General features: G+C 70.0%; 16 protein-coding genes. 11 read left to right on the forward strand and 5 right to left on the reverse strand.

Annotation, left to right across the window (positions count from 1 at the left end; translation table 11 throughout):
- Positions 1-133: 133 nt before the first annotated feature.
- Positions 134-2,923, forward strand: coding sequence for a preprotein translocase subunit SecA (gene secA, locus BLR04_RS13615; RefSeq protein WP_090763627.1), 2,790 nt, complete (start codon positions 134-136; stop codon positions 2,921-2,923).
- A gap of 109 nt (positions 2,924-3,032) precedes the next feature.
- Here the strand turns inward: secA and BLR04_RS13620 are convergent, their stop codons facing one another.
- The 4 genes from BLR04_RS13620 to BLR04_RS13635 all read right to left on the reverse strand — a co-directional run bounded on the left by BLR04_RS13620 (position 3,033) and on the right by BLR04_RS13635 (position 6,830).
- On the reverse strand, positions 3,033-3,479 hold the full coding sequence (locus BLR04_RS13620; RefSeq protein ID WP_245740232.1) for an Rv3235 family protein: 447 nt from the start codon (positions 3,477-3,479) through the stop codon (positions 3,033-3,035).
- 315 nt (positions 3,480-3,794) lie between these two features.
- Positions 3,795-4,433 (reverse strand): CAP domain-containing protein, encoded by a 639-nt coding sequence (locus tag BLR04_RS13625; protein WP_218128877.1) that lies wholly within the window; start codon positions 4,431-4,433, stop codon positions 3,795-3,797.
- A 102-nt stretch (positions 4,434-4,535) separates the two neighbouring features.
- Positions 4,536-5,852, reverse strand: a complete 1,317-nt coding sequence (locus BLR04_RS13630) for a PTS transporter subunit EIIC (protein ID WP_090763630.1) — start codon at positions 5,850-5,852, stop codon at positions 4,536-4,538.
- Between the two features lie 246 nt (positions 5,853-6,098).
- Positions 6,099-6,830 (reverse strand): GntR family transcriptional regulator, encoded by a 732-nt coding sequence (locus BLR04_RS13635; RefSeq protein ID WP_090763633.1) that lies wholly within the window; start codon positions 6,828-6,830, stop codon positions 6,099-6,101.
- Positions 6,831-6,955: 125 nt separating this feature from the next.
- On the opposite strand from BLR04_RS13635, the gene BLR04_RS13640 reads away from it, so the two are divergent.
- The 6 genes from BLR04_RS13640 (at position 6,956) to nagZ (ending at position 12,145) form a co-directional block, all read left to right on the forward strand.
- Positions 6,956-7,990, forward strand: coding sequence for an SIS domain-containing protein (locus BLR04_RS13640; RefSeq protein WP_090763636.1), 1,035 nt, complete (start codon positions 6,956-6,958; stop codon positions 7,988-7,990).
- Between the two features lie 38 nt (positions 7,991-8,028).
- Complete coding sequence (locus BLR04_RS13645; protein WP_090763642.1) at positions 8,029-8,265, forward strand: PTS sugar transporter subunit IIB; 237 nt, start codon at positions 8,029-8,031, stop codon at positions 8,263-8,265.
- Positions 8,266-8,275: 10 nt separating this feature from the next.
- Positions 8,276-8,722 (forward strand): PTS sugar transporter subunit IIA, encoded by a 447-nt coding sequence (locus BLR04_RS13650; protein WP_090763645.1) that lies wholly within the window; start codon positions 8,276-8,278, stop codon positions 8,720-8,722.
- A 147-nt stretch (positions 8,723-8,869) separates the two neighbouring features.
- Positions 8,870-9,130, forward strand: a complete 261-nt coding sequence (locus BLR04_RS13655) for an HPr family phosphocarrier protein (protein WP_090763648.1) — start codon at positions 8,870-8,872, stop codon at positions 9,128-9,130.
- The gene (gene ptsP, locus BLR04_RS13660) at positions 9,127-10,791 is read left to right on the forward strand and encodes a phosphoenolpyruvate--protein phosphotransferase (RefSeq protein ID WP_090763654.1); all 1,665 of its coding nucleotides are present in this window, start codon (positions 9,127-9,129) and stop codon (positions 10,789-10,791) included. The genes BLR04_RS13655 and ptsP overlap by 4 nt, the downstream gene beginning before the upstream one ends.
- Positions 10,792-10,867: 76 nt before the next feature.
- Positions 10,868-12,145, forward strand: coding sequence for a beta-N-acetylhexosaminidase (gene nagZ / locus BLR04_RS13665; protein WP_090763655.1), 1,278 nt, complete (start codon positions 10,868-10,870; stop codon positions 12,143-12,145).
- A 43-nt stretch (positions 12,146-12,188) separates the two neighbouring features.
- On the opposite strand, the gene BLR04_RS13670 is transcribed toward nagZ, so the two are convergent.
- Entirely contained in the window at positions 12,189-12,983 is a 795-nt protein-coding gene (locus tag BLR04_RS13670) for a F0F1 ATP synthase subunit A (protein ID WP_090763657.1), read from the reverse strand.
- 139 nt (positions 12,984-13,122) lie between these two features.
- Between BLR04_RS13670 and BLR04_RS13675 the strand changes: the two genes are divergently transcribed.
- From BLR04_RS13675 to BLR04_RS13690, 4 genes are all read left to right on the forward strand, one after another.
- On the forward strand, positions 13,123-13,770 hold the full coding sequence (locus BLR04_RS13675) for an HAD family hydrolase (RefSeq protein ID WP_090763660.1): 648 nt from the start codon (positions 13,123-13,125) through the stop codon (positions 13,768-13,770).
- 82 nt (positions 13,771-13,852) lie between these two features.
- On the forward strand, positions 13,853-14,362 hold the full coding sequence (locus tag BLR04_RS13680; protein WP_090763663.1) for a DUF6912 family protein: 510 nt from the start codon (positions 13,853-13,855) through the stop codon (positions 14,360-14,362).
- A 40-nt stretch (positions 14,363-14,402) separates the two neighbouring features.
- Positions 14,403-15,032, forward strand: a complete 630-nt coding sequence (locus tag BLR04_RS13685) for an HAD family hydrolase (RefSeq protein ID WP_090763669.1) — start codon at positions 14,403-14,405, stop codon at positions 15,030-15,032.
- 89 nt (positions 15,033-15,121) lie between these two features.
- Positions 15,122-15,823 (forward strand): HAD family hydrolase, encoded by a 702-nt coding sequence (locus tag BLR04_RS13690; RefSeq protein WP_090763673.1) that lies wholly within the window; start codon positions 15,122-15,124, stop codon positions 15,821-15,823.
- The last annotated feature ends 243 nt before the right edge of the window (positions 15,824-16,066 follow it).

Raw genomic sequence — 16,066 nt, forward strand, 5'->3', positions numbered from 1 at the left:
GGGGTGATGCCCTCGTCGGCACGGTGGCTGTGTGTGGTTGCAGAACCGCCTACGATGGCAGGCGGGGAAGTTTGTCTCGGCCTCTCCTCCTGGCGGCGCCGCCGGGGTAGACCTGCGAGGAGCTTTACATAAAGTGGCAGCCATTCTCGACAAGATCCTACGTGCCGGCGAAGGCAAGATCCTGCGCAAGCTCAGGCGGATCGCAGACCAGGTCAACTCCATCGAGGACGACTTCACGAGCCTGTCCGACTCGGAGTTGCGAGCGCTGACGGACGAGTTCAAGCAGCGCTACAAGGACGGCGAAACGCTCGACGATCTGCTTCCCGAGGCGTTCGCGACCGTGCGCGAGGCCGCGCGCCGCGTGCTCGGCCAGCGGCCCTACGACGTGCAGATCATGGGCGGCGCCAACCTCCATCTGGGCAACATCTCCGAGATGAGGACCGGTGAGGGCAAGACGCTGACCTGTACGCTGCCGGCGTATCTCAACGCCCTGGCAGGCAAGGGCGTCCACGTCATCACCGTCAACGACTACCTGGCCAAGCGCGACGCCGAGACGATGGGGCGCGTCCATCGGTTCCTCGGCCTCGAGGTCGGCTGCATCATCGCCGGCCAGCAGCCCGACGAGCGGCGCAAGCAGTACCAGGCCGACATCACGTACGGCACCAACAACGAGTTCGGCTTCGACTACCTGCGCGACAACATGGCCTGGTCGCTGGAGGAATGCGTCCAGCGCAGCCACTTCTTCGCCGTCGTCGACGAGGTCGACTCGATCCTCATCGACGAGGCCCGCACGCCGCTGATCATCTCGGGTCCTGGCGAGCAGTCGGGCAAGTGGTACACCGAGTTCGCCAAGATCGTGCCGCGGCTGCGCAAGGGCGTCGAGGCGAAGAACCCGGGCGAGGAGAGCACCGGCGACTACGTCGTCGACGAGAAGAAGCGCACGGTCGGCATCCTCGAGGCCGGTGTCGAGAAGGTCGAGGACTGGCTCGGCATCGACAACCTCTACAAGCCCGAGCACACCCACCTCGTCGGCTTCCTGAACAACGCGCTCAAGGCCAAAGAGCTGTTCAAGAAGGACAAGGACTACATCGTCGCCGACGGCGAGGTCCTGATCGTCGACGAGTTCACCGGCCGCGTCCTGCACGGTCGCCGCTACAACGAGGGCATGCACCAGGCCATCGAGGCCAAAGAGGGCGTCAAGATCAAGGACGAGAACCAGACGCTCGCCACGGTCACCCTGCAGAACTACTTCCGCCTCTACGAGAAGCTGGCCGGCATGACCGGTACGGCGGTCACCGAGGCCAACGAGTTCCACAAGACATACAAGCTGGGTGTCGTCCCGATCCCCACCAACCGGCCGATGGTCCGCAAGGACCAGCCCGACGTCGTCTACAAGACCGAGGACGCCAAGTTCGACGCGGTCGTGGAGGACATCAAGGAGCGCTACGAGCTGGGCCAGCCCGTGCTCGTCGGCACGACCTCGGTGGAGAAGTCCGAGCGGCTGTCCAGGGCGCTCAAGCGGCGCGGCGTGCCGCACGAGGTGCTCAACGCGAAGAACCACGAGCGTGAGGCCGCGATCATCGCCGAGGCGGGTCGCAAGGGCGCCGTCACCGTGGCCACCAACATGGCCGGTCGAGGCACCGACATCATGCTCGGCGGCAACTCCGAGTTCCGCGCCGACCAGGAGCTGCGCCAGCGCGGGCTCGACCCGGTCGAGACGCCGGAAGAGTACGAGAAGGCCTACCCCGAGGCGCTGGAGAAGGCGCGCGCGGCGGCCAAGGCCGAGCACGACGAGGTCAGCCAGCTCGGCGGTCTCTACGTCCTCGGCACCGAGCGGCACGAGTCGCGCCGCATCGACAACCAGCTGCGCGGCCGTTCCGGACGTCAGGGTGACCCCGGCGAGTCCCGCTTCTACCTGTCGCTCGGCGACGACCTCATGCGTCTGTTCAACTCGGCCAGGGTCGAGATGATCATGACCAGGCTCAACATCCCCGACGACCAGCCGATCGAGTCCGGCATCGTCTCCAAGGCCATCGCCTCCGCCCAGCACCAGGTCGAGCAGCAGAACTTCGAGATCCGCAAGGACGTTCTGAAGTACGACGAGGTGATGAACCGCCAGCGCAAGGTCATCTACGCCGAGCGCCGCAAGGTGCTCGAGGGTGCCGACCTGCACGAGCAGGTGCGTGGCTTCATCGGCGACGTCGTCGACGGCTACGTCAGGGGCGCCACCTCCGAGGGCTTCGCCGAGGAGTGGGACCTCGACAAGCTGTGGACGGCGTTCGGCAAGCTCTACCCGGTGTCCGTGCGCATCGATGACCTCGTCGAGGAGGCCGGCACCCGCGAGGAGCTGAGCGCCGAGCTCATCAGTGAGAAGGTCAAGGCCGACGCGCTCGCCGCCTACGCCAAGCGCGAGGAGGAGTTCGGCTCCGAGACCATGCGCGACCTGGAGCGCCGGGTGATCCTCTCGGTGCTCGACCGCAAGTGGCGCGAGCACCTCTACGAGATGGACTACCTGCGCGAGGGCATCGGCATGCGGGCCTACGCGCAGAAGGACCCGCAGATCGAGTACCAGCGCGAGGGTTACGAGATGTTCTCGGCGATGCTCGAGGGCATCAAGGAGGACTCCGTCGGGTTCCTGTTCAACCTCGAGGTCGAGGTGCAGCAGAACCCGATCGTCGAGGAGGAGGACGCGGTCCTCGCCGAGACGCGCTCGATCATCGCGCGCGGCCTGCGCGGCCCCGACCGTCCGGCCGAGCTCGAGTACTCCGCGCCGGGCGAGCAGGGCCAGGTCGAGCACGTACGCGTGCGGACGACGTCGGAGGAGCGGGCGGCGTACGGCAACGTGGAGCGCAACGCGCCGTGCCCGTGCGGCTCGGGCAAGAAGTACAAGCGCTGCCACGGAGACCCGAAGAACGCTGACTGATCGGGTCACCCGGTACGGTCTCGACGGCCCCGTGATCACTACGGTGATCGCGGGGCCGTTCCCGTGCGCGGGGTTCGAGCCTCGGGCACCCTGTCGCCGTCAGAAGGGGCTACGCGGTTTCGAAGTCGGTGCAGAGCCAGCGCATGCCGTGGCGTTCGAGGCGTACGGCGAGGACGTGGACGCGGCGGCCGCAGTGCACCATGACGCACATCTCGACGGCTCCGTCGCGGGGCTCCGTGACGCGGACGGCCCCGGCGAACGGCGGGTGACCGGTGTGCAGCATCGTGCCCGCCCTGAGGAGCTCCTGGTAGGCGCGTTCGGTGAGCCGGCTCGCCACGGTCTCGGGTGGACGGCGGCCGCTCAGCACCTCGGCCAGTGCCTGCCCCAGGTGGCGCAGCGCGCGCTCGTCCGGGAGCGCGCCCGGTGGGCCCCACACCAGGGGGCGGGTGTCGAGGGCCAGGGAACCGGAGGTCTGCGGGTCGCGTGCCTGGGCCCGGTCGCCGTCGTACGGCGGCTCGGGGGCGGGGGTGAGGTTGATGTGAGGGGCTGCGGACACGCGTCCTCCAGTTCCTGATCCGGGGAGAAACAATCGCTCTTAGGAGTTTTCGGTCCGGCTCAGGAATACAGATCGCGCCAACTTTCCCGCTTCTGGCTGGGGATATGTCCGGGTCCGCGGGTTGTGGCGGGCGGAGCTGGGGTGCCGGTACGGCCTTTCCGGCCACGGCCCTCGCCCGGAAACGGCCTTCCGCAACCGCGAGCCTCATGGCGGGTCCGTGCGGGGGTCCAGGTGGCGCTGAGCGGTTCGTGTGAGGGTCCCAGGCGTGGGTCGGGCTTCGCTGGGAGGGGGCGGGCGGTGGGTGCTTCTGTGGGGTTATTGGGTGCAGGTGCCGAAGGTGGCTACGTAGGAGCCGGCGTTGCGGGCGGTTGCGCCGGACCTGTCGGCGGCGCCGCCGAGGACGCCGAAGGTGCCGATCTCCTTGAGTGACTTGCTCAGGAGGATCTCGCGGTGGCCGTCCTTGCTGACGTACACCCACCAGTGGACGGCGGCGCGCGGGGTGCCCTTGCCGCCCCAGCCGGTGTACGTGGTCTCGGAGACCGACCATGAGCGGCCCTTCGGGCAGTAGCCGGCGCCGAGGATCCGGCTTTTCGGGGTGGAGCCCGTCTTCGGGTTGGTGTGCGAGTCGGCGCCCCGGCCCCACCACTTCAGGTTCACCGCCGCGCGCACGTGCTCCGCCGCGGCCACGTCCAGCTTCGTGTTGCGGGTCAGCGGCGGCAGGCCGACCTTGGCCCGCTCGGCGTCGATGAGGCAGTGGACGGCCTGGCTGATGCCGTAGTTGGCGGCGAAGGGAAGAGAGCCGGTGGTGCGGTCCCACGGCACGGCGTCGTACCACTTCGCCGCTTGCTTGCAGTTCGGGGCGGTGGTCGAGGCGTGTGCGGTGCCGGTGAGGGCCGTCATGCCCAGCGCGAGGGCGACGGACGTGCTCCCAAGCAGACAAAGCGTACGGTTCATGGCATTTCCTCGGCATTGGGGGTGATGTCGATATTTGTACGGCGTATCGCTTGCGCCGTACTTGCCATGGACGAACCGCCGCCTGCGAACGGCTTACAGCGGCTAGGTCTCGCCGGAGTCGAGGTCGGGCTCGGGTTCGCGGCCCGGCGTCTGGATGTCGAGCTTGCGGATGAGGAACGAGAAGACGACGTAGTAGACCATGCCGTAGATCACGCCGACGACGAGGATGCCGAGGAGGTTGTGGGTGTTCGACTTGCTGGCGTTGAGCAGCATGTCGAGCAGGCCCGCCGAGAACCCGAAGCCGAGTTGGCCGCCGATGAGCGTGGTGATCGCCATGGCCAGCCCCGTCAAAACGGCGTGCACCACGAGCAGCACCGGCGCGACGAAGATGAACGCGAACTCGATCGGCTCGGTGATGCCCGTGACGAGGGACGCCAGCCCGGCCGACAGCATGATGCCGCCCACCGTGGCGCGCCGGTGCGGGGGTGCCGCCCGCCAGATGGCCAGGGCGGCGGCGGGGAGGGCGAACATCATGATGGGGAAGAAGCCGGCCATGAAGTGGCCGGAGTCGGGAGCGCCGCCGAAGTAGCAGTTCCAGTCGCCGCCCAGCACGCGCCCGCCGACCTCGCACTGCGGCACCACGTACCAGACGACCGAGTTGACGAAGTGGTGCAGGCCGAAAGGGACGAGCAGGCGGTTGACCAGCCCGTAGACGCCGGTGCCCACGGGGCCGACGGCGGCCAGCGCCTCGCCGGCGTGGCGCACCCACTCGCCGATGACCGGCCAGAGCCAGCCGAACAGCACGCCGAGGAGGAGCGCCACGATGGAGGTGATGATCGGCACGAACCGGCGTCCGCCGAAGAACGCCAGCCAGGACGGCAGCTTGATGCGGTGGAACCGCTGCCACAGCACGGCGGCGACCAGGCCGATGACGATGCCGCCGAGGACTTTGGTGGGGTTCTGCATGCCGTAGTCGATGATCTCGTGGAAGCCGCCCTGGGGCAGGGCCTCCCTGATGACCACGGTGTCGCGGATGTCGGACCTGGCGAACATCACCTTCGTCACCCGGTCGAAGACCAGGTAGCCGACGACGGCGGCGAGCGCGGTGGAGCCGTCCGACTTGCGGGCGAAGCCGATCGCGACGCCGACGGCGAACAGCAGCGGCAGGTTCTCCAGCAGTGCCGCCCCTGCGGCGCCGAGCACCCCGGCCACCTGGTTCATCCATGCCAGGCCTGCCACGTCGGCGAGGCCGCCAGGCTGGGGGCCGTTGGAGCCCAGCATGTCGGGCTGGCCGAAGCGCAGCAGCAGCGCGGCCGCCGGCAGGGCGGCGATGGGCAGCATCAGGGAGCGGCCCAGCCGCTGGAGCACGGCCATCAGGCGCGCGAACAGCGCGGGCTTGGCGGCCGCGGTCTCGCTCACCGGGCACCCCGGTTCGGGCCGTGGCGGATCCAGCGGGGCGTGTCCTCACTCGGACGGGACAGCCCGGAACGCGACGCATTCATCAGGTTCGTCTCTTCCTGATCTGGTGGCGATGGTCGAACAGGCGACGGCGCGGATCGCGCGCCCTGTGCGCCGCGGCCGACCGGGGGTGGTGCCCGGTGCGGTTTCCTGCGTTCCATGGTGGACGACGCCAGGGGGTGCCCGGCACCTGCTCGCGGGCGGGATTCAGCCCCGTCTGTCGAGGACGGTGCGCAGCTGGTAGCGGTCGGCGCGGTAGGTGGACACGCCGAGCTCGGCGCACACGCCGCCGGAGAACGACCGGCGCTGCAGCAGCAGGACGGCGCCGCCCCGGGGGAGCTTGAGCAGGTCGGCGTCGCTCGGATCGGCGATGCCGCCGTCGATGGTCAGCTCGCCGGCGTCCATGACGAGGCTGTAGCGCGTTTCCAGCAGCTCGTACAGCGACTTCTCCGACAGGTCGAAGGAGGCGAGGTCGGGGGCGAGCTTGACGGGGATGTGGGCGCGTTCGATGGACAGCGGCTCGCCGTCGGCGGTGCGCAGGCGTTCGATGAAGTGGACCTCCTCGCCCGGCGGGATGCCGAGCTCCTTGGCGAGGTGGGCGCTGGCGCGCACGATGCGCCGGTCGAGGTCGCGCGAGCCGGGGATCATGCCTCTGGCCCGCATGTCCTCGGTGAACGAGGTGAGCTGCAGGGCGAGCTCGATCTTGGGACGGGCGACGAACGTGCCCTTGCCCGGCACGCGGTGCAGGCGACCCTCGGAGACGAGATGGTCGACGGCCTGGCGTACGGTCATCCTTGACAACCCGAAGCGCTGGCACAGCTCGCGCTCGGAGGGGATGGCCGCGCCGATGCTGAGCTCGTCGCTGTCGATGAGGTCCAGCAGGATCTCGCGCAGCTGGAAGTACTTGGGCACCGGGCTGTCGGGGTCGATGTGCGCCACGGAACCTCCCCTCGTGCTGACCTTGGATAATGGGCTATGGTTCGTACTGGTCTAGTCCGGACTAGACCACATGTCGCGAAAGTCGGTCAAGTCCGAGCCGCCATGACGTAAGGATGTTCTCAAAGATGACCACCAAGATGCGCAGCGAGATCGCCGAGCAGCCCGCCGCGCTGCGGGCCACGCTGGACGCCCTGCTGCCCCAGGTCTCGGAGATCGCCGCCCTGGGCGAGCGGACCCGCCAGCTGCTGTTCATTGCGCGTGGCACCTCCGACAACGCCGCAGTCTACGGGCGCTATCTGGTCGAGTCGCACGCCGGACGGCTGTCCGCGCTGGCGGCGCCGTCGATCGCGACGACGTACCGGCGCAAGCTCGACCTCGACGGGGTGCTCGCGGTGGCCATCTCGCAGTCGGGACGCACCGAGGAGATCGTCGAGACGCTCTCGTGGGCCAAGGACTGCGGGGCGAAGACCGTCGGCATCACCAACGGCGGCGCCGGCAGCCCGCTCGCCCAGGCCGCCGACGTCGCGCTGTGCACGGTGGCCGGCGAGGAGAAGGCCGTCCCCGCGACCAAGACGTACACGACGCAGCTGGCCGCGCTCGCGGTGCTGGCGCTCGGCCTCGGCGCGGACGTCGACGCGGCCGAGCTGCAGCGGGTGCCCGAGGCGGTCGAGAAGCTGATCGCCGAGCCCGGCGACATCGACGCCGTCGTCGAGGGCCTGGCCGACAAGCCCGGCGTGGTCGTGTCCGGACGCGGCCTCGCCTTCTCCACGGCGCTGGAGACCGCGCTGAAGCTCAAGGAAGCCTGCTACCTGCACGCCATGGGCCTGTCGTACGCCGACCTGCTGCACGGTCCCATCGCGGTCGTGGACGCCGACACCCCCGCGCTGCTCGTCGCCTCCGAGAACAGCCCGACGCTGCAGGGCACCGTCGCGCTGGCCGAGCGGGTCGTGGCCGCGGGCGCGGCGGCGTACACGATCGGTGGGGGGAGCGCGCTCGCGCAGGCGGGCACGGCCGCGCTGAACGGTCCTGAGCTGCCCGAGTGGCTGGCTCCGCTGGGCCTGATCATCCCCGGCCAGCTGCTCACCGAGGCGCTCGCCCGGCGGCTCGGTCACAACCCGGACGCACCTCGCGGACTGAACAAGGTCACGCAGACCGACTGATCTAGCCTGTTCGGAGTGCGAGTCCGAGGGAGGGTCTGATGGCGGCCGACGTGCGTGCGATCATCGCCGGGCTGGGCGGTGCGGACAACATCATCGAGATCGAACCCTGCATCACCCGCCTGCGTACGGAGGTGCACGACGCCTCGAAGGTCGACCAGGCGGCGCTGCGGGCGGCCGGCGCGCACGGCGTGATGGCCGCGGGCAACGTGGTGCAGGTCGTCGTCGGGCCGGAGGCCGACACCATCGCCAGCGACATCGAGGACATCATCGGCTGAAGGCGAGACCATGACGACTGTGCTCGCCCCGGTCGGGGGAGAGGCCGTGGGACTGGCCGCCGTGCCCGACCCGGTCTTCTCGGCGGGCATGGTCGGTCTGGGAACGGCGATCGACCCGCTACGGGGGCCAGGCGCGGCAGTCGCCCCCATAGCTGGAAAAATAGTGAAGATGCATCCGCACGCGTACGTCGTCGTGGGGGACGACGGCAAGGGCGTGCTGGTGCACCTCGGCATCGACACCGTCCAGCTCAGAGGTGAGGGGTTCCGGGCGCTGGCGGCGGAGGGGGACCGGGTGCGCGCCGGCCAGCCGGTGGTGGCCTGGGACCCTGCGGTGATCGAGGCGGGCGGGCGTTCGCCGGTCTGCCCGGTCGTCGCGCTGGACGCCGTCTCCGGCTCGCTGACCGGGCTGGCGGTCGGTGACGTACGCGTGGGGGACGCGCTCTTCCGGTGGGAATAGCGGCCGCGGTGATCGGTTGAAGGGGGATGCCGCCTCATCGGGTAGACCAGTCACAATGGTGAAAAATCCGATTTGACGGCGATTGACCGGAGCCGGCCGTACGCTGGTGCGGCTGGTACGGACCGGTACAGAGGAGGAAGCAGCGAGATGGGTGAGCGCAAGGTCACCGTGGCCGCGGAGGTCGGGCTGCACGCGCGCCCGGCAGCGACGTTCGTCCAGCGGGCCAAGCAGGCCTCGATGGACATCGCCGTGGCCAAGCTCAACGGCGGAGACCCCGTCAACGGCAAGAGCATCCTCGCGATCATGGCGCTCGACGTCCGGCAGGGGGAGACCGTCGTGATCTCCGCCGAGGGCGACGGCTCGGAAGAGGTGCTCGACGAACTCGCCGCGATAGCCGCCGCGCCATGAACCTGAGGGGGGTGGCGGTCAGCCCGGGTGTCGGGCAGGGGCCCTCGTACGTCCTCTCCGTCTCCGTGCCCGAACCCCCCGAGGGCGCCACCTACGTCGGTGAGGCGGAGGACGAGAAGGCGCGCGCGATGGCCGCGCTCACGCAGATCGCCGGCGAGCTGGAGGCTCGCGGCAACCAGGCCGGCGGCGAGGCCGAGGAGATCCTCAAGGCCCAGGCGCTCATGGCCGAGGACCCCGGCCTGGTCGTCAAGGTGCGCTCGCTGATCGATCGCGGCCTGGCCGCCCCCAGGGCCGTCTTCGAGGCGTTCACGAAGTACCGCGACGTGCTCGCCGGGTCCGGCGGCTACCTCGGCGAGCGTGCCGCCGACCTGCACGACATCCGCGACCGCGTGATCGCGGTGCTCTACGGGCAGTCCATGCCCGCCATGCCGGCGCCTTCCGAGGAGCCGTACGTGCTGGTCGCCAAGGACCTCGCGCCGGCCGACACCGCGCTGCTGTCGCGCGGCCAGGTGGCCGCGTTCGTCACCGAGGAGGGCGGGCCCACCAGCCACACCGCGATCCTGGCCCGAGCGATGGGCGTCCCCGCCGTCGTGGCGTGCCCCGGCGCGACCGCCATCCCGTCCGGCGTCGAGGTGATGGTGGACGGCACCACCGGCGAGGTCCGGGTGCGGCCGGAACCCGACGCCGCCGCGGAGGTCAGGGCCGCCGAGACGCGCAGGACCGCGCTGTCCTTCGCCAAGGGGCCTGGCCGGACCGCCGACGGGCAGCGGATGCTGCTGCTCGCGAACGTCGGCAGCCCCGCCGACCTCGAGGCCGCCGTCGCCGCCGAGGCCGAGGGCGTCGGGCTCTACCGGACGGAGTTCCTCTACCTCGACCGCACCGCGCCGCCGTCCCAGGAGGAGCAGCGGCGCGCCTACCGCCAGGCGCTGCGCGCGTTCCCCGGCGGCAGGGTCGTCGTGCGGACGCTCGACGGCGGCGCCGACAAGCCGCTGGCCTTCCTGCCCGCGCCCGCCGAGCCCAACCCGGCGCTCGGGCTGCGGGGGCTGCGCCTGTACCGGGCCCATCCCGAGGTGATGGCGGCCCAGCTCGACGCGCTGGCGGCGGTGGCCGAGGACGGCCTGCAGGTGCTCGCCCCCATGGTGACCACGGCGCAGGACGCCGCCTGGTTCGTGCGCGCCTGCCGCGAGCGGGGACTGCGCAGCGCGGGCGTGATGATCGAGGTCCCGGCCGCGGCGCTGCGCGCCCGCGACCTGCTCGCCCAGGCCGACTTCGCCTCGATCGGCACCAACGACATGAGCCAGTACGCCTTCGCCGCCGACCGTCAGCTCGGCGTGATGAGCCCGCTGCACGACCCGTGGCAGCCGGCGCTGCTCGACCTGGTGGCCATGACGGCGGAGGCCGGGGTGCGCTCCGGCAAGCCGATCGGGGTGTGCGGCGAGGCCGCCGCCGACCCGGCCCTGGCCTGCGTGCTGACCGGGCTCGGTCTGTGCTCGCTGTCGATGGCGCCGGCCGCGCTGCCCGCCGTACGCGCCGGACTGGCCGCGCACACCGTCGAACAGTGCCGTACGGCGGCGGAGGCGGCACGGGCGCAGCCGACGGCGGCCGACGCGCGCGCGGCGGCCCGCGCTCACCTGCCGGGGCTGGCCACGCTGGGGTTGTAATCCCAGGATCTGGACATACGGGACCCAGCATGCTCGCTAGGTAGATACCTTGGTGGGCGTGCTTCGACGGATCGCTATGACAGGGCTCCTGCTGGCCGCGCTCACCGCCTGCGGGGGTGGCGGTCCGGTGGTCGAGCGGCCTCCGAGCGCTCCGAGCAGCCCGTCCGAAGCTGCGGTTGCCCCGGCCGTGCCGACGGAGCCGACTCAGCCCGCGGTGCCCGAGCAGACCCCGGTCGAGCGGGCCCTGTCCCGGATGAGCGTCGAGGAGAAGGTCGGGCAGCTGTTCATGCCCGTCATCTACGGCACCACGGCCGACAGCGCCTCGGAGGAGAACCAGGCCAGGTACGGCGCCCGCACCCCGGCCGAGGTCATCGAGAAGTACCACCTCGGCGGCGTCATCCTGTTCCCGTACAACGTCAAGAGCGTCTCGCAGGTGGTCGGGTTCACCAACAGCCTGCAGCGTGCCTCGAAGGTTCCCCTGCTGATCGCCACCGACCAGGAGAACGGCCTGGTGTCGCGCTTCGCCGCCGTGATGTCCACCTTCCCCGGCGCAGGTGAGATCGGCAAGACGGGCAAGCCGGAGCTGGCGCAGCAGGTGGCCGAGGCGACGGGCAAGGAGCTGCGGGCGCTCGGCGTGAACCTCGACTTCGCGCCGGTGGCCGACGTCAACGTCAACCCGCGCAACCCGGTCATCGGCACGCGCGCGTACGGCGACGACCCGACGCTGGTGGCGAAGATGGTCGCGGCGGCGGTCAAGGGGTTCGACGCGGCGAAGATGGCGGCCACCGCCAAGCACTTCCCCGGACACGGCGACACGACCGTCGACAGCCACACCGGCCTGCCGGTCATCGGGCACACGAAGGCCGAGTGGGAGCGCATCGACGCGCCGCCGTTCAAGGCCGCCATCAAGGCCGGCGTGGACGCCGTGATGAGCGCCCACATCGTCTTCCCCAAGCTCGACCGGTCGGGCGACCCGGCGACGCTGTCCAAGACGATCCTGACCGGCCTGCTGCGGGACGAGCTCGGGTTCACCGGCGTCATCTCCACCGACGCGCTCAACATGGCCGGCGTGCGCAAGAAGTACGACGACGGCGAGATCGCGGTACGGGCCGTGCTGGCCGGCGCCGACCTGCTGCTCATGCCGAACGACCTGCAGAAGGCGCAGCGGGCGGTGCTGGCGGCGGTGAAGTCGGGGCGGATCACCAAGGAGCGCCTCGACCAGTCGGTCACCCGGTTACTGACCCTGAAGGACCACCGGGGCCTGCTGGCCAAGACGCCCGTGGCCTCGGCCGCGAAGGCGTCGAGCGTGATGCGTCTCCCGGAGCACAGGAAACTGGCCGCGCTCTTCCGTTAGTGCCTGCTCAGCGCTCGTCTCAGCGCCCGTCTCAGTGCTCGTCTCAGTGCTCGCCGCGCAGGCCGCCGGCGATGAACATGGCGGCCAGCATGGCGAACAGGAACGCCTGCAGGAACATGATGAACATCTCGAACGCCGTCATGGCGACCGTCATGGTCACCCCGAGGACGCCGAGGCCCGCGCCGAGCACGGTCAGCCGTTCGAACAGGAACCAGAAGCCGACCGAGCTGAAGAAGGCGACGAGGATGTGGCCGGCGAACATGTTCGCGAAGAGCCGGGTGAAGTGGGTGAACAGCGAGGTGAGGAACACCTCGGCGAGGATCAGCGGGGCGTAGAGCCCGTACGCCCAGCCGGGCAGGCCGGGCAGGTGGACGATGCCGCGCAGGTAGCCGCGCACGCCGTGGTGACGTACGCCGAGGTAGATCTTGACGCCGTACACGGTGACGGCGAGCACGATGGGGAACCCGATGGTCGCGGCCACCGGGTACTGGACGAACGGGATGACGCCCATCAGGTTCCAGACGAGCACCGTCAGGAAGATGCTGAGCAGCAGGCCCATCCACCGGTCGGAGTCGGCGCCGAGGTTGGGCCGGGCGATCTGGTCGCGCACGAAGAAGTAGGCGTACTCGCCGATGCTCTGCCGGCCCTTGGGGATGATCGTCGGTTTGGCGTACGCGGCCCAGCACAGAGCGATGACCACGACGGAGCTGAGCAGGGCGACGAGGACGGGTTTGGAGAACCATTCCGGTCCGCCGGGGATGATCGGCGCGAACTCGAAGAGTTCGAGGCCGGGGGCGACCCACTGGTCGGGAGAGGTGATCAGGATCGTCGAACGCACGGCGGTCCCTCCTGGGGCGTTGTCAACGCTGGAACCGCAGCTTACGCAGGCATTTCGGACACCCCTTTGCCTGGTATATAGCGGGTATATGGGGATAGGGGAGTCTGGTGGTGTTTCGTGGGGGTTCTACTCTGGGACGATGGTGAAAGGTGTTCTCATCGACTGGGGCGGGGTGCTGACGACCAGCCTCTCCCACGCCATCTCCCGCTGGATCGCGGCGGACAGGATCGAGGCCGGCCACTACTACACCGTGATGCGGGAACTGATCGAGCACGCCTACAAGACCGACGACGGTGAGAGCATCGTCCACGCCCTCGAACGCGGCGAGCTCGACGGCCCGTCGTTCGAGCGCGACCTCGCCGCCCGGCTCCGCACCGTCGACGGCGAGCCGCCCGTGCCCGACGGCCTGCTCGACCGCATGTTCGCGGGCTTCGAACGGGTCGACGCCATGTACGACATGCTGCGCGACGTACGCGGCCACGGGCTGCGGACGTGCCTGCTGTCCAACTCGTGGTCCAACACCTACCCCCGCGACGGCTGGGACGAGGTCTTCGACGCGGTCGTGATCTCCGGCGAGGTCGGCATGCGCAAGCCCGAGCCGCGGATCTTCCACCACGCCCTCGACCGGATCGGGCTGCCCGGCGAGGAATGCGTGTTCATCGACGACATCGAGGCCAACATCGTCGCCGCCCGCGCGCTCGGCATCTCCGGCATCCACCACCGCGACCCGGACACGACCATCACGGAACTCGAGTCCGTCCTCAGCCTCACGCTGCGCCGGGCATGATGGAGCCCTTCCCTGCCGTGACGACGTCTCGTCCCGGCACCACCGGGCCGCAGCCCGGTCCCGCACGTACGAAAGGTTCTTCATGCGCGTCTATCTGCCGTGCACGCTCCCGGCGCTCGCCGCGGCCGTCGAGGCGGGCGGGCTGGGCCCCGCCCCGCTGATCGGCTACGCGGTGACGCCGGCCCTCACCGAGTGGTACGCCTCCGGCGACATCGAGGAGCTCGAATACGTCGCGCTCACCGAGGCGGCCCGCGCCTCCCTGCGGATGCTCGCCGCCGACCGCGCCGACGGCGTCGACGCCCCGCCCCGGCGCGTGGTGATCGCCGTCGAGGTGCCGGACCGCTCGGTCATCGTCCGGGCCGAGCTGGAGGAACGTGCGCGGGTGCAGCTCAGTGACGTGGTGCCGATGACGAAGGTGGCGGCGGTCCACGTCGACGACCTCGACGCCGCCGCCGACGTCGACGCGGCCCTCGCCGCGCTGCCCGCCGCCGACGAGGGCGACGACGACGCGCGGTTCACGGTGGACGGCGCGGAGGCGCACGAGCTCATGTGGTATGCCACCCAGGAGATCCCCGACCTGTTGCGGCCCTGATCGGGAATTGTCGTGCCGGCCCGTTAGGCTTCCCCATGACATGACAAAGCACATTATTTGGGATTGGAACGGCACGCTCTTCCATGACGCGGAGGCCGTGGTCGGAGCCACCAACGAGGTCTTCAAGGCGTACGCGCTGCCCGAGCTGACGCTCGACTCCTTCCGTGCGGTCTACACGCGGCCCATCTGGGTCGCCTACGAGCGCCTGCTCGGCCGTCCCCTGGCCGAGGGCGAGTGGGAGCTGCTCGACACCGGGTTCCACGACAACTACTTCCGGCTGAGCCAGTTGTGCGGGCTCGCCCCCGACGCCGAGGTCGTGCTCTCCGGCTGGGCGGGCACCCACTCGCTGTGCTCCATGGCGCCGCACGTCCAACTGGTGCCGCTGGTCGAGTCGTTCGGCATCACCGCCCGCTTCACCCGCGTCGACGGCCTGCTGAACGGCGGCACCGGAGGCGAGAAGGCCGAGCACATGGCGGCGCACATCGCGGCCATCGACGTCGACCCGGCCGAGGTGCTGGTGATCGGCGACAGCGTCGACGACGGGCTCGCCGCCCGGCACGTGGGCGCTCGCGCCGTGCTCTACACGGGCGGCATGAGCACGCGCGCCGAGCTGGAGGGCACCGGCCTGCCGGTCGTCGACCGGCTCTCCGACGCCCTCCGGTACGCCTAGCATGCTTGAATCGCACCAGAGGTCGACCCGGGCCCGGTGACGGCCGTACCCTTCCAGGGGATTTCCAGGAGGCTGCCATCAACCGCCTTGTGCTGTGGAACGTCGACCTGACGCTGGTCGACGTCGCCATCGTGACCAGAGACGCCTACGCCGAGGCGTTCCGCGTCGTGACGGGGCGTCCGCTGGTGAAGCTCGTGGCTCCGCTGGGCCGTCCCGACTCCGAGATCGTCTTCGAGACGCTCGCCGTCAACGGCATCGTGGCCGAGGACGACCACCTGCCGAAGTTCCTGGCCGCCCTCGCCACCGCCTTCGCCGACCGTCGCGGGCGGCTGGCGAAGGAGGGGCGGATGATGCCGGGGGCCAAGGACGCCATGAAGGCGGTCGGCCGGCTCGACGGCGTCGTCCCGACGGTGCTGACCGGCACCATCAAGAGCAACGCCGTGCACAAGCTCAGGGCGTTCGGGCTCGACAAGTACGTCGACTTCGACCTCGGCGGGTACGGCGAGGAGGTCTACCCCAAGGCGACGCTGCTGCAGGTCGCGCAGTCGCGGGCCGCGCAGCGGCTGGGCACCCCGTTCACCGCGGCCAACACCGTCGTGATCGGCGACTCGGCGCGCGACGTCCAGGCCGCGAAGATCGGCGGCGCCGCGATGATCGGCATCGCCTCGGGCCGCTCCATGCCGGCCGAACTGCTGGAGGCGGGCGCCGACATGGTCCTCCCCGACCTCTCCAACGCCAGCGAGGTGGTGGCCGCTGTCGCCTCCCTCACCACCCCCCTTCCCCACCACTGACCCACAGCCCCTTCGGGGGCGTCCACCCGCTCAAAAGGGCCCCGCACCCCAACGGCGAAAAGCCCACCGTCGCTTCCGTGACCACCTTGCTTCCTCGCCGCTGCAGTACAGGTCCTTGGGGGGTCCCCTCCACTCTGTGGAGGGACCTGCACCCCAACGGCGGAGAGGCAACCCCGCCGCCACTTCGCTGACCACCTTGTTTCCCCGCCGCTGCGGTACAGGTTCTTTGGGTTTCCCTCCACT

This window comes from Nonomuraea maritima, assembly GCF_900100395.1.
Taxonomy (GTDB): domain Bacteria; phylum Actinomycetota; class Actinomycetes; order Streptosporangiales; family Streptosporangiaceae; genus Nonomuraea; species Nonomuraea maritima.